Genomic DNA, 25,789 nt, shown 5'->3' on the forward strand with positions numbered 1-25,789 from the left:
GGACGCGCTAGAAAAACGGTCGACACATAAGCGGGGGCGAACGTTGAGATAACGTCCGCCCCCGCTTTGCTTTAGCCAGGCTGTTATGGATGGGCGTGACGGCTACTCGTCGCGCTTTTCCTCGTGGCGAGCGGCAGCCCGCGCATCGTGGATGCCCTTGATTGCAGCATGGCGGGCGGTGCGAGCATCGTGCATGGCGTCGCGCGCCTCAGCGGCCGTGGCCTTGGCAGAGCGCAGCTTGGCGGCCAAGTCGGGATTGGTTTCGGCGACTGCGGTAATCGCGGGGCCGTCGAGCTCTTCTTGCGTGGGCTCGGCCAAAAAGTCGATGGCATACTGGGCGGCCACCATGGAGCCCTTTGCCAACACGCTCTCATCAATCTTGTAGAAGCAGGAATGCTGGGCGTACGTGGCGCCGATCTTGGGGTTGCGCGTACCTACAAAGGCGAGCACGCCCGGTACGCGGCGCAGGTACTCCGAAAAATCCTCGCCCGAAAGCGTGCCGCGGTAATGGCCTTGACCGGTGGGACCCAGGCATTTGATTACAGCCTGACGGCAGCGCTCGCTCGAGGCGACCTCGTTTTCGACCTTGTAGTTGGCGATGGTGTAATCGGTGAGCTCTGCCTCGGCGCCCAGGGCGGCCGCGGTATGCTCCACGATGCGGCGCATAAGCTCCGGCATTTCCTCATGGGTCGAATCGCCGTAGGTGCGCACCGTGCCGGCGAGGTAGGCCGTGCCGGCGATAACGTTGCGCGCGGTGCCGCCGTGCAGCTCGCCGACGGTGATGACGGCCGGCTCGTAGGGGCTGATTTCGCGCGAGACGATGGTCTGCAGAGCATTGACGATCTCGGCGGCCACCATGACGGCGTCGTGACCGCGCTGGGGCATGGCGCCGTGGCACGAGGTGCCGCGTACATCGATACGGAACCAGTCGGTATTGGCCATGCGCGGTCCGGGCTCGCAGCTCACGGTGCCGGCGTCGACCTCACTCCAGATGTGCGCGGCGTAGGCGCCATCGACGCCGTCGAGCACGCCCGTGCCGATCATGAGTTTCGCGCCCTGGCCGTTTTCCTCACTGGGTTGGAAGACGATGCGGACCTCGCCGTGGATGTCGTCGGTCATATGGCGCAGAATCTGCAGCGTGCCGAGCATCATGGCGATGTGGCAGTCGTGGCCGCAGGCGTGCATGCAGCCCTCGTTGACGCTGGAGAAATCCTCGCCGGTCTGCTCGGTGACGGGCAGGGCGTCGATATCCGCACGCAGCAGGATGCGGCGGCGCGGCGTGCCGTCCTCGCGATAGGCGTCGGGCGCGGTGCCGCGAAGGGTCGCCACCAGGCCCGTCTTAAGGGGACGCTCGTAGGGGATATTCATGGCGTCGAGCTGGTTGGCGATGTCAGAAGTCGTGCGCTCTTCGGCGAGGCTCAGCTCCGGGTGCTTATGGAAGTGCCGACGCTGCTTAATGATGTAGGGTTCAAACTCGGCGGCGATATCTTGGATGGCTGCGGTGACGTCGTCAGCCGCGCGAGCCTCGGTCGCCGCCATAATCTGCTGTGCCTTGGTCTTCGTCATGGTCGATTTGCTCCTTACTGGTTTGATCGCAAAATCGTACAGGCTCTCTCCAGTATGCCACCTGCCGCTAGGGCTGGTAAAGTTGCCGTTTGCCGCTTGGGGTTTTGTTGCAAGGGCGGGGGAGTACACTCGGGGGTGTTGAATTTCCTGCCAGAGATGGGGATGCCCATGCAACATATCGATCGGATTATCCGCTCCAAGAACGTCTTTACCGCGCAAGACGGCATCGATACCGCCCGCGAGCTGGCGATTGCCATCGCAGGCGACCGTATCGTCGCAGTCGGTGCGCCCGATGACGTGATCGCCGCCGCGCCTGCCGCCACGCCGGTTCTCGACTACGGCGAGCAGTTTGTCTGCCCCGGTTTCCATGACGCTCATCTGCACTTCTTCCATACCTCGGTCGGTTCCTCGCCGTACATGCTCATGGATATGGGCACGTCCGAGGCGGCACTGGTGCAGCACGCGCTCGAGTTTTCCCAGGACCTGCCCGACGACGCCTGGGTTGTGACGCAGGGCTGGCGCGACTACCGTTGGGACCCGCCCGAGCATCCTACCAAGGCGTCGCTCGATGCAGCATTCCCCGATCGTCCCTGCGTTATGTATTCGGGCGACGGGCACACGCTTTGGCTCAACAGCCGCGCACTCGAGGCGCTCGGCGTCACACGCGACAGCGAGCCGCCAGCGGGCGGCAGCTACGACAAGGATGCAAACGGTGAGCTCACGGGCATTGCTCACGAGGCGGCTGGCATGCAGCTGCTACCGCGCTGCCTTGAGTGGCTGGGGGAGGATCGCATTGCAAGCGCTTACTCCGATCAAATGAGGCGTATGGCCGAGCAGGGCATCACCTCGATATGCGATATGTCGCTCATGCCCATGCCGGGCTGTGACTTTATTCGCGACGATGTTTACGACAAGCTGCAAGCCGCCGGCAAGCTGGGCATCCGCGCCCATCTGTTTCCCACGCTGCTGGATGACCAATCGCGCTTGGAAGAGCTGCAGGCTCGCTATGCGAACAACGCGCTGCTCTCGGCGCCTGGTTTTAAGCAGTTCTTCGACGGCGTGTCGAGCGAACACACGGCGTATCTCACCGAGCCCTATACCAATCCGCGCTTCCCGGGCGATCAGGGCCGTTTGACAGTTCCTGCCGAGCGCATGCGTAAGCTGGTTCTGGCGGCTGCGGAGCGCGGCCACACCGTGCGTATCCACGTCATCGGCGACGGTGCCATCCATGCCGCGCTCGATATCTTTGAGGAGGCCGCCGAACTGTACGGCCTGCCCCAGCACTGCCATAATACGCTCGAGCATCTGGAGAACCTCTTGCCCGAGGACATCGATCGTCTACGCAAGCTTAACGTCGTTGCCTCGAGCCAGCCCTGTCACATTACACTCGACCCGGGCGGCCCCGAGCGCGATCTGGGCCTGGAACGCAGCCGCATCATGTGGCCGTTTGCGACCTATAAGCAGCGCGGCATTCGCCAAGCTTTCGGTACCGACAGCCCTATCACGCCCGTTACCAGCATGAACGTGCTCTACACGGCTATCACGCGCCAGGACCCCAAAAGCCACTGGCCCGAGGGCGGCTGGTTACCGAGCGAGCGCATCGATGCAGCAACAGCCCTGCGCAACTACACCCTGGGCAGCGCGTACGCAGCGGGCGACGAGCAAAACCTCGGCAGCTTGGAGCCCGGCAAGTATGCCGACCTTGTAGTCCTGGACCAAAACCCGCTCACTGTCGATCCACAAGAGCTCCAGGCTACCAAGGTTCAGGCCACCTACCTGGCAGGTAACTTGATTTACGAGCGCTAAGTATTCATGCCGTACCGTTAAGCGCGGCTCGGGCAGCCAATTTTGGGATAACGCTCGAGCCGCGTTTGTTTGCCGGTGAGGATTTGTTAGGAGCGTCCCCGCTCTGCTGGATTTGGGCGCAGGGCGGACGCGCCGCTGCCCTGCGCGCTCAATTTGGACACCAGCAATGCTATCTCTTGGTGTTTTGCATACTTCCCATTACAGATTGCATAAAAAGGCTGGGATATTTTTCCTGATCCTGATGTACCCCCGCCCGTGCCGTGCAAAAAACGGAGTATTCAGCACCGCGAGCTCTGCCGGTGCCGCTGCAGTCGGGTAGCATTGCGGAGATCGACGTCATTTTGGGGTCCGACGTGGCGCGAGGCATGCTTGTTTGTCTCGACGAGGCCTGTCTGCCGACCCAAATCGCCGGTCGAAGGCTACCGTGGGACTAATTAGATGCGCCCGGTGCGTATGCATTTGTCCCGGCCTGCTGAAAACTCCCAAAAATGCACGGTGCTCCCCAGGGGACCCGTGCTCGCAACGAAAACCATGCCCATGTCGCTATCCGCATCGCCTTTTTGCTGCACTGACTTTTCTGAATGCCGGGCTCGAATTAGTTAACCTGCCTCCCGTGTGGCTCCGGAGGGGCGGGGCATAAGGTTTATCGCGAGTTCCGCACGAGCCGAAGGCCACTTAATGTGGCCTTCGTGCGAGCAGGACTGCCCGAGCAGGAAACCTTATGCCCCGCCCCTCCGGAGCCACACGGGAGCCACTGCTAAGTTATCCCCCGGCATTCAGAAAATCTAAGTGCCAAAAAATAAGATTTTTTGACTCTGTGTTGTATAACCCGCCATTCGTGGGTACCATTCAACGCGTACGCAAACAAAAAGGGTTAATTCGCGTGGTATAACCGCGCGGCCCAAAAAGGAGGAGACAAGCATGTCGTCTTTGAAGCCGCTTGCAGATCGTGTTCTGGTCAAGCCCGACGAGGCCGAGCAGAAGACCGCTTCTGGTCTGTATATCGCCAGCAACGCTCAGGAGAAGCCGCAGCGTGGCACCATCGTTGCCGTTGGCGCCGGCAAGGTCAACGACAAGGGTGAGCGCATCCCCATGGACGTCAAGGTCGGTGACGTTGTCATCTACGGTAAGTTCGGTGGCAACGAGGTCAAGGTCGACGGCGAGAAGTATCTGCTGATGCGCGCCGACGACATCTACGCCGTCGTCGAGGCCTAGTCTCGTCAGAATCTCTGATTCGTCTTTGAACGCGCCCGCCGCACAGGACTCGGAAGCGGCGACGCGAGTCACATTTCTTTTGGAGGATTACCTACCATGGCAAAGAACATTACGTTCAACACCGATGCCCGCGCTAAGCTTGCCAAGGGCGTCAACACTCTGGCCGACGCCGTTACCGTCACCATGGGCCCCAAGGGTCGCTACGTTGCGCTGCAGCGCACGTTCGGTGCCCCGACCATCACCAACGACGGCGTTTCCGTCGCCAAGGAGATCGAGCTCGAGGACAACATCGAGAACATGGGCGCTCAGCTGGTGAAGGAGGTTGCCACCAAGACCAACGACACCGTGGGTGACGGCACCACCACCGCAACCCTGCTCGCTCAGGCCATCGTCAACGACGGTCTGCGCAACGTCGCCGCTGGCGCCAACCCGCTGGCCATCCGTCGCGGCATCGACAAGGCCGTCAACGCCGCCGTCGCCGAGATGAAGAAGCAGGCCAAGCCGGTCGAGACCAAGGAGCAGATCGCTTCCGTCGGTACCATCTCCGCCGGTGACCCCGAGGTCGGCGAGAAGATCGCCGAGGCCATGGAGGTCGTGGGCAAGGACGGCGTCATCACCGTCGAGGATTCCCAGACGTTCGACATCACCATCGACACCGTCGAGGGCATGCAGTTCGACAAGGGCTATGTCTCCGCTTACTTCGTCACGGACAACGACCGCATGGAGGCCGTGATGAAGGATCCGTACATCCTCATCACCGACCAGAAGATCTCCAGCGTTCAGGACATCATGCCCGTTCTCGAGGCTGTCCAGCGCGCTGGCCGTGGCCTGCTCATCATCGCTGAGGACATCGACGGCGAGGCTCTGCCTACCCTGGTCCTCAACAAGATCCGTGGCGCCCTCAACGTCTGCGCCGTTAAGGCCCCGGGCTACGGCGATCGCCGCAAGCGCATCCTCGAGGACATCGCCGTCCTCACCGGTGGCCAGGCTGCCCTGGACGAGCTGGGCGTGAAGGTCGCTGACATTACCGCCGATATGCTCGGTACCGCTAAGTCCGTCACCATCTCCAAGGACAACACCGTCGTCGTCGGCGGCGCTGGCTCCAAGGAGGCCATCGACGCTCGTATCGCTCAGATCAAGGGTGAGATGGAGAACACCACCTCTGACTTCGACCGTGAGAAGCTCCAGGAGCGCCTGGCCAAGCTCTCCGGTGGCGTTGCCGTCATCAAGGTCGGCGCTGCTACCGAGTCCGAGCTCAAGGAGATCAAGCATCGCGTCGAGGACGCCCTGCAGGCTACCCGCGCTGCTGTCGAGGAGGGCATCGTCGCCGGTGGCGGCGTCGCCTTCATGGACGCTGCTCCTGCGCTCGACGCCGTTGAGCTTGACGACCCCGAGGAGAAGATCGGCGTCGATATCGTCAAGAAGGCTCTGACCGCTCCGGTCGCTACCATCGCCAAGAACGCTGGCTTTGAGGGCGCTGTCGTGGTCGACAAGGTTGCCGAGCTGCCTGCCGGCCAGGGTCTCAACTCTGCCAACGGCGAGTGGGGCGACATGATCGAGATGGGCGTCCTCGACCCCGTCAAGGTCAGCCGCGTCACCCTGCAGAACGCTGCTTCTGTCGCCAGCCTGATCCTCATCACCGAGGCCACCGTCTCCGATGTGCCCAAAAACACTCAGCTTGAGGACGCTATCGCTGCTGCTACCGCTGGTCAGCAGGGCGGCGGTATGTACTAAGGCCGACAAGGTCTAGAACTCCCACCGGGAATCCGGGGGCGGGACGGGGACTTCTCTCCGGAACGTCCTCGGACATGCAAAGAGGCTCCGCATCGCGCTTCGCGCTGCGGAGCCTCTTTGCGTCCTGACGCTCCTATTTGGCAAGGTGTTTTTTAGAATCCATTTTGCGCTCGGCCTCGAAGGCTTGCCTGTCCCAATCGAGCGGAAGTCCGGCCTCGACCCATGCCTCGTAGGCCCTCCTTATGGGCTTGAGCTCCCTTTGGCCCCTCTCCAGCATCGAGATGTACTTCTCGCTGGTGCCCAGTATGGACGCCGCCCTCACCTGGCTGACCTTCGCCGCGCGCCTGGCCGCCACGAGCCCCGAGGCGTCCTCGGGCCTCCTGATCTCGTGCGGGCGCATCAGCGCCCGGTACGCCTCCCAGGACGACGTCCCCTCCATCGCGACGCAGGCCGGCTCCCCGGCCGCCGCGATCGCCCCGGCGAGCGCCTCGTAGCCCGCCGCGTCGGCGGGGAACTGGCGGGACAGGACCTTGCGGCCCCTCCAGTCCAGGACGTACAGCCAGTGCGAGTCGGCGTGGGTGTCGACCCCGCAGAAGACCGGCCCGCGGGCGCCGGGTGCCGATTCGTTTTGCATGTCTCGCTCCGTTCTTTCCGTGCTCGCCTGGACCGGGCAGACGGCACACTGACGGGGCGCGATAGAATGCGGTTGTTCGGGTCCGCGGTATCGCTCCATGCTCCTATTAGGTCATGCGGCGGTCTCGGCTCGTCGCGGCCCGCGCGGGACATGTCAGGAAACGAGGGCAGCCCTGTGGGCGCCAGCGGAATGTGGGGTCACCGCGCGGTCCGCATCTGATGGTGTCGACGTCAATGGTATACGGGTGCATCATCGACGTCTTCAATACAGAAAATATCAGTGCGGAATGTTCCGGAGAGAAGTCCCCGTCCCGCCCCCGGATTCCCTGCGTTTACGGCCTTGAGGTCGGCGTGGGCGGAGAATGTGGTTGATGGGGATACGTGTCCCTTTCGCTGTTTCGCGGCTTTGCCGCGAAAAGCGCGTTACTTTGGGATGGGTGGGGAACGTGGTTGTTGCGGCAACTGATCCCCGCCACAAATTACCCTTGGCATACTTGCGCGAAAGCCTACTGGTGCTACACTTGCAAGTGCTGTTTCAGGGCGGGGTGAAATTCCCCACTGGCGGTAAATCGGGCGGTGCCAAAGGGGTGCCGTGGCGCAGGCGAGGCGTCTGCGACCGAGCCGATGAGTCCGCGACCCGTGTGTGCGTTGGTTCGCATGCCGGCTGAACTGGTGAGATCCCAGTACCAACGGTTAGAGTCCGGATGAAAGAGGCAGGTGATCTTATGTCTGAACAGTCGCAGCATATCCATTTTGAGAATACGAATAGGTGGAGCACCAAACAGCTCGTTACCATGGCGTTGATGTGCGCCTTGGGCGCCCTGTTTATGTACGTGCAGCTGCCTATCCTTCCTTCGGCGCCGTTTTTGACGTATGACCCGTCGCTGGTGCCGGCGATGGTGTGCGGTTTTGCGTATGGTCCTGGCGCCGGCACTGCTGTTGCCGCCATGGCGATCGTTATCCATGCGCTCACCACGGGTGACTGGGTCGGCGCGCTTATGAACCTGGTTGCCACGCTGGGCTACATTCTGCCCGCGGCTACCGTTTACCAGAAGATGCACACCTATAAGGGTGCCGTGATTGGCCTGGTGCTCGGCGTCATTGCCGCTACGGCGCTGTCTATGGTCGCAAACCTTACCATTGGCGTTTGGTTCTGGTATGGCTCGGTCGATGCGATCGCCCCGCTCATGATTCCTGCCGTACTGCCGTTCAACCTTATCAAGACCGTGCTTAACTCGGTGTTGACGCTGGTGGTGTATAAAGCAGTCTCCAACCTCATCACGCCTAAAAAGGACCAGGTCAAAGGCCGCGCATGATTGAGTGTCGGGGCGTTTCCTTTAGCTATGACGGTGCCGTGTCGGCACTCGACGGTGTCGATCTGAACATCGAGGACGGGGAGTTTTTCTGCATCCTCGGTGGCAATGGGTCGGGCAAGTCGACGTTTGCCAAGCATCTGAATGCGCTGCTGCAGCCCGATGCGGGCACGGTGCGCATTAACGGCATGGATGCGTCCGATCCCGAGCTGGTCTACGACATTCGCTTGACTGCTGGCATGGTGTTCCAGAATCCCGACGACCAGCTTGTGGCGACGCTTGTCGAGGACGACGTTGCGTTTGGTCCCGAGAACTTAGGGGTCGAATCGGCCCAGATCGCGCAGCGCGTGCGCGAGGCGCTGAAGGCCGTGGGTCTGGTGGGCTTTGAGCGCCACGAGACCCATGCGCTCTCGGGTGGCCAAAAGCAACGCGTGGCGCTTGCCGGCGTGCTCGCCATGGAGCCGCGCGTTCTCATTTTGGATGAGGCCTCCTCGATGCTCGATCCGCGCGGACGCAAGGGTCTTATGAAGGCCTGTCATGCGCTGCACGAACGCGGCATGACCATCGTGATGATTACGCACTTTATGGAAGAGGCCGCTGAGGCCGATCGCGTTGCTGTCTTCCAAGCGGGCCGCGTTGCCATGTTGGGCACGCCCGAGGAGATCTTGACGCAGGCGGACGAACTCGCGCAGCTCAACCTTGATATGCCGGAGTCGTGCCGTTTGGGCGTGGCGCTTCGTGCGAAGGGCGTGCCCGTTTATGCGCAGGTGCGCGAGGCGGATGTGGTCGCCGGTATAGCGCAGGCTTATGCCGAGCGGAGTAGGACAGGCATCGCCGGGTGGCCTTTCGCATTCGATCCTCGTATTCCCGACAACGTTTCCTCTGCGCTCGATGGCGCAGACGCGCTGGAGCCCGTTATCGAGATTTCGCACCTTTCGTTTAGCTATTCGCTGAGCGCCCGCGAGCGCCGCCGCTGGCATAAGCGCTCGGCCACTGCGGACAAATCGAGCAAACAGGCTCTCTGGGGAAACGTCCCCAGCAGCCCGTGGGCGCTGCGCGGTGTATCGCTGACGGTGCGTCGCGGCGAGTTCCTGGGTTTGGCAGGTCATACCGGTTCGGGTAAGTCGACGCTGGTCCAGCATCTCAACGGTTTGATTCGCCCTCAGGAGGGATCCGTTCGCGCGCTGGGGCTCGATCTGTCAAACAAGAAAGACGCCGCCGCGGTTAAGGCCAAGGTCGGCGTGGTGTTTCAATATCCTGAGCGTCAGCTGTTTGCCGAAACCGTGGCGCAGGACGTGGCGTTTGGTCCGCATAACCTTGGCTTGCCGCAAGATGAAGTCGACCGTCGTGTCGAGTCATCGCTCTCGCGCGTGGGCCTCGACCTTTCCACGGTCGGCGACAAGAGTCCCTTTGAGCTTTCGGGCGGTCAGCAACGGCGTGTGGCATTCGCCGGCGTGCTCGCCATGGAGCCCGAAGTCCTGGTGCTCGATGAACCCATGGCGGGGCTCGATCCGGCTGCGCGCAGTGATTTCCTGGAGCTCATCGATCGACTCCATCGCGAGGGCCTGACCGTTGTCATGGTTTCGCACAGCATGGATGACCTGGCCAATTGCTGCGACCGTATCGTCGTAATGAACGAAGGTGCGGTGTTTGCCGAGGGAACCCCCGCTCAGGTGTTTGCGCATGCGGATGAGCTTAAATCAATCGGCTTGGGTGTTCCCGCTGCCCAGCGCATGGCGCTGGCGCTTGCGAAGGCAGGCGTGCCGCTGCGCTTTGACGGCCTTTATACGGTTGAGTCGCTGGCAGACGAGTTGGTGGACCTGCTAATCGGTCGCTCGGGCGGTCCTTCTAACGTCGCGGACATTGCTAAATCCAAGACGGTCGCGCGAGAGGAGGGCTGCTAATGGAGGCGTTTTCGTTTGGCAGCTACTATCCCGGCGATAGTGCGATCCACCGCCTGGACCCGCGAACTAAGTTGCTCTTGGGCTTTGTGTTTCTGATCACGACGCTCACAGTCAGCAGCTTCCGCGGACTGGTCCCGGTCGCAATCTTCGTTGTCCTGATCTATACCGTGTCCCGGGTGCCGTTGCGCCGGGTCCTATCATCGATGGCGCCGCTGCTGGCAATCGTCGTCGTGGTCGCGGTGCTCAACTTGTTTACCGATCAGAGTGGGCGCATCTTGTGGCAGCTCGGCTTTCTGCAGATAAGCGAGGGCTCGCTGCGTTCTGCGGCGTTTATGGCGTGCCGCCTGACCCTGATGATGGCCGGCATGAGCGCCATTACGCTCACCACCCCCACGCTCGACCTCACCGCGGGCTTTGAGCGTCTGCTCGCACCGTTTGCGCGCGTGGGGCTTCCGGCGCATGAGCTCGGCATGATCATGGGTATCGCGTTGCGCTTTATGCCGCAGTTCGCTACCGAGATGAAGCAGACGGCCGATGCGCAGGCGAGCCGCGGTGCGCGCGTGACGGGAGGCCCGCTCGGCGGCGTGCGTATGCTCGGCAGTGTGGCCATTCCGCTGTTCACGGGCGTGTTCCGTCATGCCGAGACGCTTTCGGCCGCCATGGATGCGCGTTGCTATCACGGCGAACAGGGACGCACGCGTCTGCATGCACTTACGTTTGGCCGCGGCGATGCGTTGGCGGCGGTGGTGACGGCGTTGCTGCTCATCTGCGTCATTGTCATCAATCTTCAACTTGTTTAGGCGCGATTCGAGCGCAGGAAAGGGGTCCCTATGACCGACAACGACCGCACGGCGCAGCTCGAGCGCGCCTGTTCGTATCTTAGGCGTATTCCGGCGTGGTATCTCGCCACGATCGACGTGACGGACGGACATCAGCCGCGCGTGAGGCCGTTCTCGTTTGCCATGGTTGATGATGGCAAGCTGTGGTTTTGCACCTCGCGTGATAAGGATGTGTGGGCCGAGCTCAGCGCGAACCCCAAGTTTGAGGTTTCGGGTTGGAAACCGGGGGAGTGTTGGATTGTGCTGACCGGCGAGGCCGCGCTCGAGGACGACGCGGTCGTGAGTGACCGGGTGCGCCAGGCGGGCTTTAAGCACATGGTGGGCATTGGCGAGCAACACGATAGTGCCAACGACGGCCGCCTTGCGTTTTTCTCGGTGCGCAATATCGCCGCCCGCTTCTGTGATATCGACGGCAGCGAGGAGCGCCTGGAGCTCTAGCTCGCACAAACCGGGCTCCCAAACTAGCTAGTACAGGAGGAAACGTGGACGGATTGAATACGGTGTTGGAGTATCTGACGTCGGTGCCGGCATGGTATTTGGCGACGAGCGTTGACGGACAGCCTCATGTGCGTCCGTTTTCGTTTGCGCAGATCCAGGATGGCAAGCTGTGGTTTGTAACAGCGCGCACCAAAGATGTGTGGCAAGAGCTGCTGCAAAACCAGCGCTTTGAGGCCACGAGTTGGTGGCCGGGCCATGGCTGGCTCATCTTGCGCGGGCGTGCCGGCTTGGATGACCGGGCTTTAGACGAAATGCGCGAAGCCGGGTGGAAGCATCTAGAGCACCTGGGCGAGCACTATGAGGGGCCTAACGACCCCACGCTCGTCTTCTTTAGCGTCGAGGATCCCGAGGCTTTTATCTGCAATCACGACGAATGGGTGCCGGTCGAGCTCTAGCCAGCTGGCTCATCCTAACAACTTGGTTTTCGCATGGGCGGGCCCCGTATTGCCCGGCGCCGTTAGGAGCGCCGGTCAATACGGGGCCCGCTCCATTTGTCAATTCCTTCAAGCGAATGTGTCGGGAATGTTTCAATGCATGAATATGCAAGCCATTTACGTGTTCATGCATCTTTTGGTGCTAAAGTTTCAACCCACTTCATAACGACGGCTGCGAGATACGTATTGGTGCATAACTGCAGACAAGGAGTCCGATATGTCTTTAAAGGTTGGAATCGTCGGTGCGGCTGGATATGCCGGCGCCGAGCTCATTCGCCTCGTCCTCGGTCATCCCGAGTTTGAACTTGCTGCCATTACGTCCAACGCCGATGCCGGCCAGCCGTTGTCTGCGGTGTACCCGAGCTTCGCCGGCGTAAGCGATCTTGCCTTCACGACGCATGATGCCCCCGAGCTCAAGAACTGCGACGCGGTCTTTTTGGCCGTGCCGCACACGGCTGCCATGGCACAGGTGCCCGCCCTGCTTACCGCGGGAGTCTCCTGCATTGACCTCTCGGCGGACTATCGCCTGAGCGATCCGGCCACCTTTGAGGCCTGGTATGCCGCCGAGCACACGAGCCCCGAGCTACTCAAGAGCCGCGCCTTTGGTCTGCCCGAGCTGTTCTGCCAGGATTTGGAGACCGCTGCATCCGACCACGCCGACGGCAAGCCTGTACTGGTCGCCTGCGCCGGTTGCTATCCCACCGCAACGAGCCTTGCCGCCGCGCCTGCCGTGCGCGCCGGCTGGGTTGCCCAGAGTGGCCCCGTGATCGTTGACGCTATCAGCGGCGTGACGGGTGCCGGTAAGTCCTGCAACGCCCGTACGCATTTTTGCAGCGCGGACGAAAACCTGGAGGCCTATGGCGTGGGCAAGCATCGTCACACGCCCGAAATCGAGCAGATCTTGGGCCTAACCGATCGTGTCGTCTTTACCCCGCATCTGGCACCGCTCAAGCGCGGTCTGCTCTCTACGGTGACGATGCCGCTTGCGCCGCAGGCTATCGATACCTTGACCCTTGAGGACGTTGTCGACCATTACAAGCAGTTCTACGCCGGTCGCACCTTCGTGCGCGTACTCGATGCCGGCCAGCAGCCCAAGACGGCTTCGGTCGTCGGCACCAACGCCGCCCAGATCGGCCTCGCGCTCAACAAACGCGCGGGCGTTCTGGTGGCTACGGGCGCCATCGACAATCTGTGCAAGGGCGCAGCAGGCCAGGCGGTCCAGTGCGCCAACATCGTCTTTGGTTTTGATGAGCGACGAGGCTTGCCCACAGTGGCGTGCCCGGTGTAGCACATTCGATTGTTGACGATTTGGTAGTCGGGCATCGAGTGGGGCGCCACTCTTAAGCTGGTCTCATGATTGTGGCTGGCATGGCGCACCAACCGATGCCCATTTTTTGTTTGACATAAGGAGTCATAAAGACGATGAATACAGAGCAGTTCGATATCAAGATCCGTGCCGTAGAGGGCGGCGTAACGGCGGCAGCCGGCTTTAAGGCGGCGGGCATCCATGCCGGATTCCGCAAGAATCCCGAGCGCCTGGATTACGCGCTCGTCGTGCCCGATAAACCCTGTCCCGGGGCCGGCGTGTTTACGACTAACCGCTTTTGTGCGGCGCCCGTGCAGGTGAGCCGTGCCAACCTGGGCGGCGCCGACAAGGGCTATGGCATCATCGCCGGTGTTTCTATCAACTCTGGCAACGCCAACGCCGCCACGGGTGAAACCGGTCTTGCCTGCGCGCGCGAGACCTGCAACATCGCCTCGCAGGTCATCGGCTGCGAGCCCCAGCAGATTCTGGTCGCCTCCACGGGCGTAATTGGTCAGATTCTGCCGATCGACACGTTTGAGACCGCCGTTCCTGCCGCCTACGAGGCACTCTCCGCCCACGGCGGCGCCGATGCCGCTCGCGCTATCATGACGACCGACACGCATTCCAAGGAGTATGCCGTGTGTTACCGCAGCGAGGCCGCGGGGCACGCAGGTAATGCCTATACGGTGGGCGGTATGTGCAAAGGCTCGGGTATGATCATGCCCAACATGGCCACCATGATCGCAGTCATCACTACCGATGCCCCCGTCGAGCCGGCGGCGCTTCACGCCCTGTTACTCTCCACCGTCAAGCAGACCTTCAACAAGGTAACGGTCGACTCCGATACTTCGACCAACGACACCTGCATCATGTTCGCTTCCGGCGCTGCCGCAAATGCCGAGCCTATTGTCGAGGGCTCCGATGCCTTTGACGAGTTGGCCTTTGCCGTGCATGAGGTGTGCGAGAGCCTGGCGCGCAACATCGCCGCAGATGGCGAGGGCGCATCCAAGCTCGTGACGGTTAATGTCACCGGCGCCGCGAACGACGAGGAGGCCGATATCGCCGCCCGTGCTGTTGCCAACTCGCCGCTCGTCAAGACCTGCATCGCCGGCCACGACTGCAACTGGGGCCGCGTTGCCATGGCGCTCGGCAAGTGCGGCGTGCAGTTTAACCAAGAAGATGTGTCCATCGACATGATGGGTATGCCCGTCTGTCGCGATGGCCTGACGGTCCCCTTCGATGAGGACGAAGCCCTGCGACGTTTTGAGGCGCCCGAGATTGTGATCTCGGCAGACCTGGGCGCAGGGGACGCGGCGACCACCGTGTGGACTTGCGACCTCACGCACGAGTACATCTCCATTAACGGCGACTACCGTTCCTAGACTCCCGATGTGCCGCGCGTCCCGCTGCAATCGCGGGCAACGAGGGACGGCGCAATAGCTACACGAAAGACGAGGCAGACTATGAAGTTCGCACGCGATTGTCGCTCGAGCGAATCCAATGAAGTTACCGCGCAGCTGCTGTTCGAGGCGCTGCCGTGGATTAAGAACCTGACCGGTAAGACGGTCGTTATCAAGTACGGCGGTGCCGCCATGGTCGACGAGCAGTTGCGTCGTGACGTGATGAGCGACATCGTCCTGCTCAAGATTATCGGCATGCGCCCTGTTATCGTGCACGGTGGCGGAAAGGCCATCAACGAGGCGCTCAGCCACTACGACATCCCCGTCGAGTTTAAGAACGGCCAGCGCGTGACTACTCCTGCCACCATGGACATCGTTCGCGAGGTACTGGGTGGCAAGGTCAATCAGGAGCTGGTCGCGGCACTCAACCACCACGGCAACCTTGCCGTGGGCGTGTCCGGCAGCGACGCCGGTACCCTTATCGCCGAGCCACTCGACCCAGAGCTCGGCCGCGTAGGCAAGGTCACGCACGTCAACACCGACTATATCGAGCGTTTGCTCGATAGCGAGTACATTCCCGTTATCGCCACGGTCGCGGCGGGGGAGGACGGTGGCTTCTTCAACATCAACGCCGATACCGCCGCCGGTGCCGTTGCGGCGGCGCTTCACGCGCACAAAGCGATTTTTTTGACCGATGTCGACGGCCTGTACAAGGACTTTAGCAATAAGGATTCGCTCATCTCCAACCTGACGCTCGACGAGGTCAATGAGATGCTCTACGGCGGCGAGGTCGACAAGGGCATGATCCCCAAGCTTCGCGCCGCCGTCGATGCGCTTACCGCTGGCGTGTTCCGAGCCCACATCATCAACGGCACGACGCCGCACTCGCTGCTGCTGGAGCTGCTGACCGATGCTGGCGTCGGTACCGTGATCCACTCCACCGAGACGGCTTACGAGTTCGATACGCATCCGCACCCGCTTTCGACGTTTGCGGCGCGCCTGACCGAGAACCTCGACGAGGTCGAGAAGCTTCAAACGGTCTAGTCGGTTTTAAATCGCCACGCCATTACGCTTACAGTTTGCGCTTCCTGGCGCTTAACGAAAGGTATCCCATGTCACTTGCAGCTCAACAATCACTCGAATCCCATTATGTTATGCACACCTTTGGTCGCTCTCCGGTCGAATTTGTCGAGGGTCACGGTATGAAGCTCATCGGTGACGATGGCCGTGAGTATCTCGATTTTCTTGCAGGTATTGGCGTATGCAGCCTAGGCCACGGCAATGCGGCAGTGCTGTCGGCGCTCGAGACGCAGACCAAAAAGCTCTTGCATGTCTCCAACTATTTCTACATCGAGCAGCGTGGCCAGGTCGCGGCGCTACTGTCCAAGCTCGCTAACGACGATGTGGATGGCGCGTGCGTGCTTGCCGACGCGATTGCCGCCGGCGACGAGACTACGGCGGCGGCGCTTGGCGTTCCGGCTGCGGGCGAGCAGGTGTGGGAGACGTTCTTTGCCAACTCCGGTGCCGAGGCCAACGAGGGCTCGATGAAGCTCGCGCGCCTGTACGCCAAGCGTGCCGGCAACGGTGGCAACACCATCGTGTGCATGCGCGGCGGTTTCCACGGTCGTACGCTCGAGACCATTGCGGCGACCATGCAGGATTGGCTGCAGGACAGTTTTCGTCCGCTGCCGGGCGGCTTTGTGGCCTGCACGCCCAACGATGTCGATGAACTGCGCGCAATCTTTAAGCAGCTCGGAAGCGAGATTTGCGCCGTGATGCTCGAGCCGATCCAGGGCGAGAGCGGCGTGCATCCCATGACCGAGGAGTTTATGGCGGCTGCGCGCGACTTGGCGCACGAGGTGGGCGCCGTTCTTATCGCCGACGAGGTCCAGTGTGGCATCTTCCGCTCCGGCAAGCCGTTTGCATTCCAGACCTATGGCGTGGAGCCTGACATCATGAGTCTTGCCAAGGGCATCGCCGACGGCGTCCCCATGGGCGCCGTGGTGGCAAAGAAGGAGATCGCCGACGTGTTTAAGCCCGGCGATCATGGTTCGACCTTCGGCGGTAGCTGCTTGGCCATCGCGGCATGTGCCGCGACACTCTCCGCGCTTGTGCGCGGCGATTATGCCGAGCATGCCGCCAAGGTTGGCGCCTATATGGAGGCAGAGCTCGCCAAGCTGCCGCACGTTACCGAGGTGCGTGGACGTGGCCTGATGCTCGGCTGCGATCTGGATGACGCTGCGGGCGATGCGCATGACATTGTTGCCCGGGCGCTGGAGGCCGGTGCCGTGATTAACGCGACCGGAGCTCATACACTGCGTTTCCTGCCGCCGCTTGTCTGCGAGGAAGCCGACGTGGACAGCCTGATCGAGATTTTGTCGGACGTTTTGGCCTAACACAACGCAATAGCTCAATTTGGACCGGGTTCCGGACTGCGGACGTGCCTTATGCGGCACGATTCAGCGGTCTGGACCCCGTTTTGTCTTAGATTTGCTAAGGCGGGGGAGACCTGCTGGTCAAAAAACATCAAATATGAGTACTGTTACCGATTTGGTAGCAGCAATTTTGGACTAATAAGGCTAGATAGCAAGACGAAATGGCGATGAATACACGATTTTAATCCAACTGTTAGTCCTTATAATGGACACATGTTGCGTAACTTAGGCAAATACTATCTTATTATATGTTGCAAACAAAGTAGCAGTACTCATTTTTGCCATTTTTTGGCCACGGCCTTTGTGGCAGACGTGCTGGCGGGTTCGAATCCCTCTGCACGGGGCCCAAAAAGGAAAGGCCCCCATCGCTGGGAGCCTTTTCAATCATGTGGTGGGCGATGAGGGGTGTCCGCGTGCGGCTGGCGCCGCCCGCGCCCCGCTTCGTCGCTTCGCTCCTCGCGTGCTGCGCTGGAAAACGCTTACGCGTTTCCTCAGCTCCGCACCCTTGCGGGTTCGAATCCCTCTGCACGGGGCCCAAAAAGGAAAGGCCCCCATCGCTGGGAGCCTTTTCAATCAAGTGGTGGGCGATGAGGGATTCGAACCCCCAGCCTTGTGCGTGTAAAGCACCTGCGCTAACCGTTGCGCCAATCGCCCGCAGGGATTGAGTATAGCGGAAACCCCGTGCTGTTCACCGCTAATCCATAACGAAACTTACGCGGCGACTTCGGCGCCCTTGTCCTCGTCGATAAAGAAGCGCTTGTACCAGATGAGGAACGTCAGCGTGGTATAGATCTTGCGCTGGTTGAGCGCGCGACCCTCAAAGTGATCGTCAAGCAGTTTCATGAGCGCATCGGTGTCAAAGAAATCAGCAGCCCACGGTGCGGTGAAGTATTCCTTTACGTAGTCGTAGTACTTTTGCTCGCGAAGCCAGAACTTGACCGGTACGGGGAAGCCCACCTTCTTGCGCGTTGCCCACTCGTCGGGCAGCGTGCGGTTGGCGGCGTGACGCAGGACGAGCTTGCAGCCTTCTTCGTTAACACGGTAGTTGGCGGGAATGTGCTCGGCAAACTCCATGACCTTCTTGTCCAGGAACGGGACGCGAAGCTCCAGAGAATGCGCCATGCACATCTTGTCTGCCTTGAGCAGGATGTCGCCCGGCAGCCACATGTTCATATCCAGATACTGTTTCTTGGAAAGCTCGCAGCAGTTGGGAACCTGCTTGTAGTACTCGGCGCACATCTCGGCGGCGTTCTTGCCGGTGTCATAAGCGGGCTTGAGCACCTCGTCGACCTCGGAGGGATCGAACACCTTTGCCTGACCCACATACCAACGCTCGGGAACCTCGGCGCATTTCGTCAGGAAGTTGTGGCCCTTAAAGTAGGGGAGATGCTGAACGAGCGAGCCCAGGGCGCGACGTACGCCGAGCGGCACGCGCTTCTTAAAGGAGCGCATCTCGGGGGTGTCCTCGTACCACTCATAGCCGGCAAACAGCTCGTCGGCACCTTCGCCCGAAAGGACGACGGTGACCTCCTCGGAAGCCATCTGCGCCAGATAGTACAACGGCACGCTGGACAGGTTCGATTGCGGTTCGTCCATGTGATACTGGATATCGGGCAGCGCATCGAAGAACTCGTCGGCGGTAATCATCTTGCGCACATTCTTGATGCCCAGCTTGTCGGAAAGCTCGGCAGCGTAGTTGGTCTCGTTGAAGTTCTTGTAATCGAAGCCGACAGAATACGTGGTGTCGGGCATAAGGCAGGCGGCAATGTAGCTGGAGTCCACGCCGCCAGAAAGAAACGAGCCCACCTTAACATCGGCGATTCGGTGCGCAGCGACGCTTTCGTGCACGACCTTGTCGCACTCGTCCACGTACTCCTCGAAGGTCTTGGAGTTGTCGTCGGTGAAGTCACAGCTCCAGTAACGCTTGATGTCCATGGTGTTGGTCGTCAGGTCATACGTAAAGCAATGCGCCGGGGCAAGCTTGAACACGCCCTTAAAGAAGGTCTCCTCCGTGGCGGGGAATTGCAGCGTCAAGTAGGGGCGTAGCGCGTCGTGGTTGACAGCCTTCTCAAACTTGGGATGGTCCAGGAAGCTCTTGATCTCGGAGCCAAACAGCAGTGAGCCATCGGATGCCTGGTAGTAATAAAACGGCTTGATACCAAAGATGTCGCGAGCGCCGAAGAGTTTGTTCTTGTTCTGGTCGTGAATCACGAACGCGTACATGCCGCGTAGGCGGTTGACCAGGTCCTCGCCCCACTCCTCGTAACCGTGTACCAGGACCTCGGTATCGGCGTTGCAGTGGAAGGCGTAGCCGGCTGCCTCCAGCTCGGCGCGAAGCTCCTGGAAGTTGTAGATCTCTCCGTTGAAGACAATCGTGACCTTGCCGTCGTCGCTCGACATGGGCTGAGCTCCAGCTTCGGAAAGATCGAGAATCGAAAGACGACGGAAGCCAAGGGCAACGTTGTCGACGATATGCTGGCCGCCCATATCGGGACCACGGTGGATGATGCGATTCATCATGGCCGTGAGAACCAGCTCACTCTGTTCATCTGTACCGGTAAAACCGACAAAACCGCACATGCAAGATCCTTTCTGCTGACGGCTCAGGTGTACTGCCGCAAGGATCGCGGCAGCTGATGTCAAATAATCTTTACTATCATGCCAATCTTTTGTTTCGTGATAGGGCATAAGCGCCGAGCGAACCGAAAAAACCACGGCGTGACTCGTCCGGGCTTCCGGTAGCGGTTCCAAGATTTAGCAATCTGTGCCCGATACAAGATTGGGCGGCATATTACGATGGCTGCTAGTATTGAAAGGGTTTTGTTGAATCGGTTTGGTCTCGAGGCAATTGAGGCTGGGCTTAGCGAGAGAGGTCTTTGTATGTCGAGTCCGACACAAGAGAAGCTAACTCTGATGCGCTATATAGAGTTGCTCGAGGAAGATGACCTTGTTGTTTCCAGACCGAGCGCTTCGTGCGACCAGCGCATTGAGTTTGCAACTGATGACTCGCGCCAGGTGCGTCCGGGCACGTTGTTTGTCTGCAAGGGCCGTACGTTTAAGCGCGAGTACCTGCTTTCGGCAATCTCCGATGGCGCCGTGGCCTACGTTTCCGAGGTTGATTACGATGTTGATCTTCCCGCGGTGATTGTGAGTGATATTCGTCGCACGCTCGCCGTGGTGGCAGATGCCTTTTATGGGCACCCGTCGGGTAAGGTGAAGGTCTGCGCCTTTACAGGCACCAAGGGCAAGTCGACCTGTAGCTTTTATCTGCGCGGCATTCTCGCCAACGAGGCCAAGATTACGGGCTGTCATCGACCCGCTCTTAATACGGGCATTGAGTTCGACGACGGCATCGAGACGGGCCCTTCCAAACTGACGACCCCCGAATCCTTCATGCTGCAGTCTCGCATCGCGCATGCTGCGGAGGCGGGTGCCCCGTGGCTGGTTATGGAGGCATCGAGCCAGGGCCTCAAATACGAGCGCACGGGCAAGATCGCCTTTGAAGTCGGCGCCTTTACCAATATCGGCGAGGATCACATTTCGCCGATTGAGCATCCGACGCTCGAGGATTACTTTGCCAGCAAGCTCAAAATTTTCTCGCAGAGCCGTTTTGCCGTGGTCAATCTCGATATGGATAAAGTCGATCGTGTGCTCGAGGCGGCATCTCGTTGCGAACGTACGGTGACGTTCTCCCTGACCGACGAGCGTGCCGACGTGCTTGCGCTGGCGATTCGCAATGGTGACTGCGGCGTGGTGGCAACGGTGCGCACGCCCCGCTTTACGCGCGACATGGTGATTCCCACGCCGGTTAAATTCAATGTGTCCAACGCGCTTGCCGCTATTGCCTGCGCCGAGGCCCTGGGCATTTCCGAAGAGGGTATCGTCCATGGCTTTGAGGGCGTCTTCGTTCCCGGCCGTATGGAGCTCTATCCGTCCGTATCGGGCAAAATCTTGGGCGTCGTCGATTTTGCACATAACGGCATGAGCCTCGAGACACTTCTGCGCGACTTGCGCGAGAACTATCCCGAGCGCGAGCTGGCGGTTGTATTTGGCGCTACGGGCGGTAAGGGTGTCGATCGACGCACCACGATGGGCATCGCCGCTGGCAAGTATGCCGACCGAATCGTGATTACCGAGGATGACCCCGGCCCCGAGGATGTCGAGGATATTTGCGCCGAGATCGCGCGCAACGTTCAAGCGCAGGGAAATGATAACTGGCAAATCGTGACTGATCGCGTTGCCGCTATCGAGACTGCCGTGCGCGAGACCGTCCGTCCTGCCGTGGTCATCGTGACCGGTAAGGGCGAGGAAGAGTGTATGCTGCGCAAGAACGGACCCGAGCCTTGTGAGCGCGACGGTTCGATTCTCAAGCGCACCCTTGCGGCGTACGATGCCTAAGACCAGAAGCCCCTTCTACGTAAATGGAGTGACCATGTCCCACAATACCCTGCCGACCGTCGCTGAGCTTTCGGGCGAGATGCGCGAGCGTCTTGCCAAGGTTAAGTACGTCTTTACCGACCTGGACGCCACGATGCTCGCACCCGGCTCGTGCGTGCTGCGCGATAACGACGGCAATCCCTCGACCAAGCTCGTCGAGGCGGTTGTCGCGCTCGCTCGTGCCGGCATCCAGGTGGTCCCCACCTCGGGTCGCAATCGCACCATGATCCACGAAGACGCCCGCGTGCTCGGCCTCAACTCCTACATCGGCGAGATGGGCGGCCTGGTCATGTACGACCTCAAAGCTAACGATTGGGAGTATCTGACCGGCGACATGCCTTACGACCCCGCCTGCGGCCTCACACCGCATCAGGTGATCGAGCAGACCGGCGTGTGCGAGAAGATCCTTGCCCGCTGGCCGCATAAGATCGAGTACCACAACGACATGTCGACTGGCTACAAGTACCGCGAGGTCACCGTCGGCATGCGCGGCGATGTGCCCGACGACGAGGTCCAGGCCATTCTTGACGAGGCTGGCTGCGGTCTGGTCTGGGCCTGCAACGGCCATCTGACGCATCTGTCCAAGCCGACGACGCTCGAGCTCGAACGCGTCGAGGATGGCCGCGCGTTTAACATCAATCCCGCCGGTCTCAACAAGGGCGTTGCCATCGCACGTTTCTGCGAGCACCTGGGTATCGAGCGCGAGGAGACGCTGGCGCTCGGCGATTCCGAGTCCGACTTCTACATGGCTGACCACGTGGGCACGTTCTGCCTGGTCGAGAACGGTTTGACCAGCGCCGGCGCGCCCGAGTTCCTGGATACCTGCGATAACGCCTACGTCACGCGCGGCAAGATTGTCGACGGCTGGGCGGCAACGGCAGAGCTGCTCGTCGCGGCTCGTTCGTAGCGCGGCCCTATAGTTCTGAGCCATATCTTTTCGAGAGAGAATCTGGTGAGGTAATGTCCGATATCGAGAATCTGGCTGGCGACACACGTCCCATTGGCGTGTTCGATTCTGGTCTGGGCGGTCTGACGGTTGCACGCGCCATCGCAACGGCGTTGCCGCACGAGTCCGTCTACTACTTTGGCGACACCAAGCGCTGCCCCTACGGCACCCGCACCGAGGACGAGGTGCGCTCGTTTGCACTGCAGGCGGGCCGTTGGCTGTCGAAGCACGACGTCAAGATCATGGTCATCGCCTGCAATACAGCGACCGCTGCGGCCTTGCGTTTGGCCCAGCAGGTGCTCGACGTCCCCGTCATCGGCGTGATCGCACCGGGCGCACGCGCGGCAATCAACAGCACCCGCACGCGCCGGGTGGGCGTGCTCGCCACCAACCTCACCATTCGCTCAGGCGCTTACACGCGTGCCATCCAGGACCTGGATGCCGGCGTCGACGTATACGGCTGCCCTGCCTCGAGCTTTGTCGAGGTCGTTGAGCACGAGCTCGCCTCGGGCGCACATCTGCAAGAGCAGTGGCTCGAGAACGAGGACATCTTTGATACGCCTGCCGTACGCGCGCTGGTCGGCGCCACGGTTGAACCGCTGCGCGACCACGGCATCGATACCGTGGTACTCGGCTGCACGCATTTTCCGCTGCTCGTGGGGCCTATTCGCCATGCGCTGGGTCCCGGAGTGCGCGTGGTGAGCTCCGCCGAGGAGACCACGCGCGAGCTGACCGATATTCTCACGCGCCGCGAGCAGCTGGCGGGCGACGCGGCCGAGCCGCAGCATCGTTTTGCAACGACGGCCGATAACATTGCTGAGTTTGCGGTGGCGGGCAGTTTTATCTTTGGCCAGCCGCTCAAAAGCATTGAGCATATCGATATCGACGAACTGAAATAGATATAAGGTCACCGACCAAAGGCTCACGTTCACCTTTTGCCGAAAGGATATTTCTATGGAGTACATGCAGGTCAATCGCGCCAACGACCGCGCCGCCGATGAGCTGCGCCCCATCAAGCTTACTCGCGGTGTCATGAAGCACGCCCACGGTTCGTGCCTGGCCGAGTTTGGCGATACGCGCGTGCTGTGCGCTGCCACCATCGAGGAGGGCGTGCCGGGCTGGCGCAAGGGCGCCAAGGCCGGTTGGGTAACGGCGGAGTATGCCATGCTGCCGGCATCGACCGGCAAGCGCTGCAAGCGCGAGCACGCCAACCGCAAGGGTCGCTCCATGGAGATTGAGCGTCTGATCGGCCGCAGCCTACGCACCGTCGTCAACATGAAGGCGCTCGGCGAGTACACCGTCACCGTCGACTGCGACGTGATTCAGGCAGACGGCGGCACGCGAACGGCGAGCATTACCGGCGCCTGGGTGGCACTGCACGACGCCCTTGCCATGTGGGTCGAGGCGGGTAAGCTCGAGCGCATCCCGCTCACGGGCCAGGTCGCCGCGATTTCCATGGGCGTTGTCGATGGCAACACCCTGCTCGACCTGGATTATTCCGAGGACAGTCACGCCGAGGTCGACATGAATCTCGTCGCTACCGACACCGGCGAGATGATCGAGCTCCAGGGCACTGGCGAGCAGGCGCCCTTCGACCGCAAGCGCCTCAATTCCCTGCTCGATTTGGGCGACAAGGGCATTGCCGAGCTCATCGAGCTCCAGCGCCAAGCTCTCGCCTAGCCTGCCAAAAAGGGATGTTTATTTTGGCAGGTTTTATCTGCGGAAACGCCGATAGATAAGGTTGATGCCACATGAAAGGGGAGACGTCGACGGACCGGTCCCTTTTACGTGACTTTGCTATACGGACAAGGAGACCACTCATGGCACTTGAGAAGATCGACATCGACACCCTCGACCCGGCGGCGACCATCGTCGTGGCAACGGGCAACGCCCATAAGCTCACCGAGATCGAGGCCATTTTGGGCAAGGTTATGCCCGAGGTTCGCTTTGTGGCGCTCGGTCAGCTGGGCGATTTTGAGGACCCCGAGGAAAACGGTACGACATTTTTGGAGAACGCCATCATCAAGGCGCAGGCTGCCGTCGAAGAGACGGGGCTCATGGCCATTGCCGACGATTCGGGCCTGGTCGTTGACGCGCTGGATGGTGAGCCCGGTGTGTATAGCGCGCGCTACGCGGGCGTTCACGGCGACGATGCCGCCAACAATGCCAAACTGCTCGTTAACCTGGAAGGCGTGGCCGACGAGGACCGCACTGCGCGCTTTATGAGCGTCGTCGCGCTCATCGACACGGACGGTTTGGTCACCTATGGTGAGGGCGCCTGCGAGGGTGTTATCGCACACGAGGGTCGCGGCGATCACGGCTTTGGCTACGACCCGCTGTTCCTGCCGGTCGACACGCCGGGCAAGACCATGGCCGAGCTGACGGCGGACGAGAAGAACGCCATCAGCCATCGATTCCATGCGCTCGAGCACCTATCCGCCAAACTGACGGGCGAGGAGTAGGCCGTGCGTGCAGTAGTGCAGCGCGTGCTCAACGCCGGCGTGACGGTCGACGACGAGTGCGTGGGCAAAATTGGGCGCGGCTATCTGGTACTGCTGGGCGTGGGTCACGGCGACACGCGCGCCGAGGCCGATAAGCTGTGGGGCAAGCTCCGGGGCTTGCGCATTAACGAGGACGAGAACGGCAAGACCAACCTGGCACTTGCCGATGTCGACGGCGAGGTTCTCGTGGTGTCGCAGTTCACGCTGTTCGCCGATTGCCGTCACGGCCGCCGCCCATCGTTTACGGATGCTGGCGCCCCCGATGTCGCCAACGAGCTCTACGAGTACTTCCTGACGCTTGTGCGCGAGGACGTCGAGCACGTAGCGCATGGCATCTTCGGCGCCGACATGAAGGTCGACCTCGTCAACGACGGTCCATTCACCATCGTCCTGGACACCGATGCTCTGTAAGTAGCTAATTAGCTACTTGCGTATGGCCACAACAGGGTGCTATAGTATTAGAGTTTTGTCTATCTTAGGGGTATTATCCCCTTTTTGAATTGCACCTTCTGGAGGCCCTGTTCATGGAAGAGATGGAAGTCAATCACGTCGACGACATCCACGAGAAGCTGACCGATATGGTGGGCGATCGCGTTAAGGTGAAGGCCAACATGGGCCGCACCCGCGTCGTCGAGCGCATGGGCACCATCAAGAGCGTCCATCCGGCAGTCTTTATCGTCGAGGTCGACGAGCGCCGTGGCCGCAAGTCGCGTCAGTCCTACCAGTATATTGATGTTCTCACCGGCCAGGTCGAGCTGTTCGACCCCGAGAGCGGCGAGCACATTTTTACCCCGCTCGGCAATCAGCTCGAGGAGCACTAGC

22 protein-coding genes, 1 tRNA gene and 1 riboswitch are annotated in these 25,789 nt (G+C 60.8%); of the genes, 19 read left to right on the forward strand and 4 right to left on the reverse strand.

Annotation, left to right across the window (positions count from 1 at the left end; genetic code table 11):
• Positions 1–102: 102 nt before the first annotated feature.
• Positions 103–1,566, reverse strand: a complete 1,464-nt coding sequence (locus PGW49_RS05180) for a M20 family metallopeptidase (protein ID WP_270225792.1) — start codon at positions 1,564–1,566, stop codon at positions 103–105.
• 162 nt (positions 1,567–1,728) lie between these two features.
• Between PGW49_RS05180 and PGW49_RS05185 the strand changes: the two genes are divergently transcribed.
• From PGW49_RS05185 to groL, 3 genes are all read left to right on the forward strand, one after another.
• A complete protein-coding gene (locus PGW49_RS05185) occupies positions 1,729–3,372 on the forward strand; it encodes an amidohydrolase (protein ID WP_270225794.1) in 1,644 nt (547 codons plus the stop codon).
• 921 nt (positions 3,373–4,293) lie between these two features.
• A complete protein-coding gene (gene groES / locus PGW49_RS05190) occupies positions 4,294–4,587 on the forward strand; it encodes a co-chaperone GroES (protein ID WP_022094351.1) in 294 nt (97 codons plus the stop codon).
• 96 nt (positions 4,588–4,683) lie between these two features.
• The gene (gene groL, locus PGW49_RS05195) at positions 4,684–6,321 is read left to right on the forward strand and encodes a chaperonin GroEL (protein ID WP_022094352.1); all 1,638 of its coding nucleotides are present in this window, start codon (positions 4,684–4,686) and stop codon (positions 6,319–6,321) included.
• Between the two features lie 133 nt (positions 6,322–6,454).
• On the opposite strand, the gene PGW49_RS05200 is transcribed toward groL, so the two are convergent.
• Complete coding sequence (locus tag PGW49_RS05200; protein WP_195624940.1) at positions 6,455–6,955, reverse strand: helix-turn-helix domain-containing protein; 501 nt, start codon at positions 6,953–6,955, stop codon at positions 6,455–6,457.
• A gap of 526 nt (positions 6,956–7,481) precedes the next feature.
• Positions 7,482–7,674, forward strand: a riboswitch (FMN riboswitch).
• A gap of 5 nt (positions 7,675–7,679) precedes the next feature.
• Here PGW49_RS05200 and PGW49_RS05205 point away from each other — a divergent pair.
• The 9 genes from PGW49_RS05205 (at position 7,680) to PGW49_RS05245 (ending at position 17,044) form a co-directional block, all read left to right on the forward strand.
• Complete coding sequence (locus PGW49_RS05205; protein ID WP_117745765.1) at positions 7,680–8,270, forward strand: ECF transporter S component; 591 nt, start codon at positions 7,680–7,682, stop codon at positions 8,268–8,270.
• Positions 8,267–10,171 carry an energy-coupling factor transporter ATPase gene (locus PGW49_RS05210; protein ID WP_195569181.1) on the forward strand — a complete coding sequence of 635 codons (1,905 nt, stop codon included), beginning with the start codon at positions 8,267–8,269 and terminating at the stop codon, positions 10,169–10,171. Before PGW49_RS05205 ends, PGW49_RS05210 begins: the two co-directional genes overlap by 4 nt.
• Positions 10,171–10,971, forward strand: coding sequence for an energy-coupling factor transporter transmembrane component T family protein (locus PGW49_RS05215; RefSeq protein WP_117745767.1), 801 nt, complete (start codon positions 10,171–10,173; stop codon positions 10,969–10,971). Before PGW49_RS05210 ends, PGW49_RS05215 begins: the two co-directional genes overlap by 1 nt.
• 30 nt (positions 10,972–11,001) lie before the next feature.
• Positions 11,002–11,448, forward strand: coding sequence for a pyridoxamine 5'-phosphate oxidase family protein (locus tag PGW49_RS05220; RefSeq protein WP_270225796.1), 447 nt, complete (start codon positions 11,002–11,004; stop codon positions 11,446–11,448).
• A gap of 44 nt (positions 11,449–11,492) precedes the next feature.
• Positions 11,493–11,903 (forward strand): pyridoxamine 5'-phosphate oxidase family protein, encoded by a 411-nt coding sequence (locus PGW49_RS05225; RefSeq protein WP_117745769.1) that lies wholly within the window; start codon positions 11,493–11,495, stop codon positions 11,901–11,903.
• Between the two features lie 256 nt (positions 11,904–12,159).
• Entirely contained in the window at positions 12,160–13,230 is a 1,071-nt protein-coding gene (argC, locus tag PGW49_RS05230; protein WP_270225797.1) for an N-acetyl-gamma-glutamyl-phosphate reductase, read from the forward strand.
• A 134-nt stretch (positions 13,231–13,364) separates the two neighbouring features.
• Positions 13,365–14,630: a bifunctional glutamate N-acetyltransferase/amino-acid acetyltransferase ArgJ gene (gene argJ, locus PGW49_RS05235; protein WP_270225799.1), complete on the forward strand. Its 1,266-nt coding sequence runs from the start codon at positions 13,365–13,367 to the stop codon at positions 14,628–14,630.
• An 81-nt stretch (positions 14,631–14,711) separates the two neighbouring features.
• Complete coding sequence (gene argB, locus PGW49_RS05240) at positions 14,712–15,692, forward strand: acetylglutamate kinase (RefSeq protein WP_270225800.1); 981 nt, start codon at positions 14,712–14,714, stop codon at positions 15,690–15,692.
• Between the two features lie 68 nt (positions 15,693–15,760).
• Positions 15,761–17,044, forward strand: a complete 1,284-nt coding sequence (locus PGW49_RS05245; RefSeq protein ID WP_270225801.1) for an aminotransferase class III-fold pyridoxal phosphate-dependent enzyme — start codon at positions 15,761–15,763, stop codon at positions 17,042–17,044.
• Positions 17,045–17,661: 617 nt separating this feature from the next.
• Here PGW49_RS05245 and PGW49_RS05250 read toward each other — a convergent pair.
• Together PGW49_RS05250 and asnB are read right to left on the reverse strand one after the other, a co-directional pair.
• Positions 17,662–17,737: transfer RNA gene (locus PGW49_RS05250), tRNA-Val, on the reverse strand.
• A 57-nt stretch (positions 17,738–17,794) separates the two neighbouring features.
• Positions 17,795–19,663, reverse strand: coding sequence for an asparagine synthase (glutamine-hydrolyzing) (asnB, locus tag PGW49_RS05255; RefSeq protein WP_035137562.1), 1,869 nt, complete (start codon positions 19,661–19,663; stop codon positions 17,795–17,797).
• Between the two features lie 333 nt (positions 19,664–19,996).
• Here asnB and PGW49_RS05260 point away from each other — a divergent pair, with 333 nt between their 5' ends.
• The 7 genes from PGW49_RS05260 to PGW49_RS05290 all read left to right on the forward strand — a co-directional run bounded on the left by PGW49_RS05260 (position 19,997) and on the right by PGW49_RS05290 (position 25,788).
• Entirely contained in the window at positions 19,997–21,481 is a 1,485-nt protein-coding gene (locus PGW49_RS05260; protein ID WP_270225803.1) for a Mur ligase family protein, read from the forward strand.
• A 34-nt stretch (positions 21,482–21,515) separates the two neighbouring features.
• Entirely contained in the window at positions 21,516–22,427 is a 912-nt protein-coding gene (locus tag PGW49_RS05265; protein WP_270225804.1) for an HAD family hydrolase, read from the forward strand.
• A 53-nt stretch (positions 22,428–22,480) separates the two neighbouring features.
• Positions 22,481–23,365, forward strand: a complete 885-nt coding sequence (gene murI, locus PGW49_RS05270) for a glutamate racemase (protein ID WP_117778584.1) — start codon at positions 22,481–22,483, stop codon at positions 23,363–23,365.
• A 55-nt stretch (positions 23,366–23,420) separates the two neighbouring features.
• Positions 23,421–24,146 (forward strand): ribonuclease PH, encoded by a 726-nt coding sequence (gene rph / locus PGW49_RS05275; protein WP_270225806.1) that lies wholly within the window; start codon positions 23,421–23,423, stop codon positions 24,144–24,146.
• 140 nt (positions 24,147–24,286) lie between these two features.
• Positions 24,287–24,928, forward strand: coding sequence for an RdgB/HAM1 family non-canonical purine NTP pyrophosphatase (gene rdgB, locus PGW49_RS05280; RefSeq protein ID WP_022094898.1), 642 nt, complete (start codon positions 24,287–24,289; stop codon positions 24,926–24,928).
• Between the two features lie 3 nt (positions 24,929–24,931).
• Complete coding sequence (dtd, locus tag PGW49_RS05285) at positions 24,932–25,378, forward strand: D-aminoacyl-tRNA deacylase (protein WP_270225808.1); 447 nt, start codon at positions 24,932–24,934, stop codon at positions 25,376–25,378.
• Positions 25,379–25,491: 113 nt separating this feature from the next.
• Positions 25,492–25,788 (forward strand): Veg family protein, encoded by a 297-nt coding sequence (locus PGW49_RS05290; RefSeq protein WP_006234957.1) that lies wholly within the window; start codon positions 25,492–25,494, stop codon positions 25,786–25,788.
• Position 25,789: the final 1 nt, after the last annotated feature.

This window comes from Collinsella aerofaciens (assembly GCF_027679495.1).
GTDB lineage: Bacteria > Actinomycetota > Coriobacteriia > Coriobacteriales > Coriobacteriaceae > Collinsella > Collinsella aerofaciens_AK.

What these genes read in the sequence shown, in the direction of transcription:
- PGW49_RS05180 (WP_270225792.1), bottom strand. Translation starts at nt 1,566, where the DNA reads ATGACGAAGACCAAGGCACAGCAGATTATGGCGGCGACCGAGGCTCGC.
- PGW49_RS05185 (WP_270225794.1), top strand. Translation starts at nt 1,729, where the DNA reads ATGCCCATGCAACATATCGATCGGATTATCCGCTCCAAGAACGTCTTT.
- groES (WP_022094351.1), top strand. Translation starts at nt 4,294, where the DNA reads ATGTCGTCTTTGAAGCCGCTTGCAGATCGTGTTCTGGTCAAGCCCGAC.
- groL (WP_022094352.1), top strand. Translation starts at nt 4,684, where the DNA reads ATGGCAAAGAACATTACGTTCAACACCGATGCCCGCGCTAAGCTTGCC.
- PGW49_RS05200 (WP_195624940.1), bottom strand. Translation starts at nt 6,955, where the DNA reads ATGCAAAACGAATCGGCACCCGGCGCCCGCGGGCCGGTCTTCTGCGGG.
- PGW49_RS05205 (WP_117745765.1), top strand. Translation starts at nt 7,680, where the DNA reads ATGTCTGAACAGTCGCAGCATATCCATTTTGAGAATACGAATAGGTGG.
- PGW49_RS05210 (WP_195569181.1), top strand. Translation starts at nt 8,267, where the DNA reads ATGATTGAGTGTCGGGGCGTTTCCTTTAGCTATGACGGTGCCGTGTCG.
- PGW49_RS05215 (WP_117745767.1), top strand. Translation starts at nt 10,171, where the DNA reads ATGGAGGCGTTTTCGTTTGGCAGCTACTATCCCGGCGATAGTGCGATC.
- PGW49_RS05220 (WP_270225796.1), top strand. Translation starts at nt 11,002, where the DNA reads ATGACCGACAACGACCGCACGGCGCAGCTCGAGCGCGCCTGTTCGTAT.
- argC (WP_270225797.1), top strand. Translation starts at nt 12,160, where the DNA reads ATGTCTTTAAAGGTTGGAATCGTCGGTGCGGCTGGATATGCCGGCGCC.
- argJ (WP_270225799.1), top strand. Translation starts at nt 13,365, where the DNA reads ATGAATACAGAGCAGTTCGATATCAAGATCCGTGCCGTAGAGGGCGGC.
- argB (WP_270225800.1), top strand. Translation starts at nt 14,712, where the DNA reads ATGAAGTTCGCACGCGATTGTCGCTCGAGCGAATCCAATGAAGTTACC.
- PGW49_RS05245 (WP_270225801.1), top strand. Translation starts at nt 15,761, where the DNA reads ATGTCACTTGCAGCTCAACAATCACTCGAATCCCATTATGTTATGCAC.
- asnB (WP_035137562.1), bottom strand. Translation starts at nt 19,663, where the DNA reads ATGTGCGGTTTTGTCGGTTTTACCGGTACAGATGAACAGAGTGAGCTG.
- PGW49_RS05260 (WP_270225803.1), top strand. Translation starts at nt 19,997, where the DNA reads ATGCGCTATATAGAGTTGCTCGAGGAAGATGACCTTGTTGTTTCCAGA.
- PGW49_RS05265 (WP_270225804.1), top strand. Translation starts at nt 21,516, where the DNA reads ATGTCCCACAATACCCTGCCGACCGTCGCTGAGCTTTCGGGCGAGATG.
- murI (WP_117778584.1), top strand. Translation starts at nt 22,481, where the DNA reads ATGTCCGATATCGAGAATCTGGCTGGCGACACACGTCCCATTGGCGTG.
- rph (WP_270225806.1), top strand. Translation starts at nt 23,421, where the DNA reads ATGGAGTACATGCAGGTCAATCGCGCCAACGACCGCGCCGCCGATGAG.
- rdgB (WP_022094898.1), top strand. Translation starts at nt 24,287, where the DNA reads ATGGCACTTGAGAAGATCGACATCGACACCCTCGACCCGGCGGCGACC.
- PGW49_RS05290 (WP_006234957.1), top strand. Translation starts at nt 25,492, where the DNA reads ATGGAAGAGATGGAAGTCAATCACGTCGACGACATCCACGAGAAGCTG.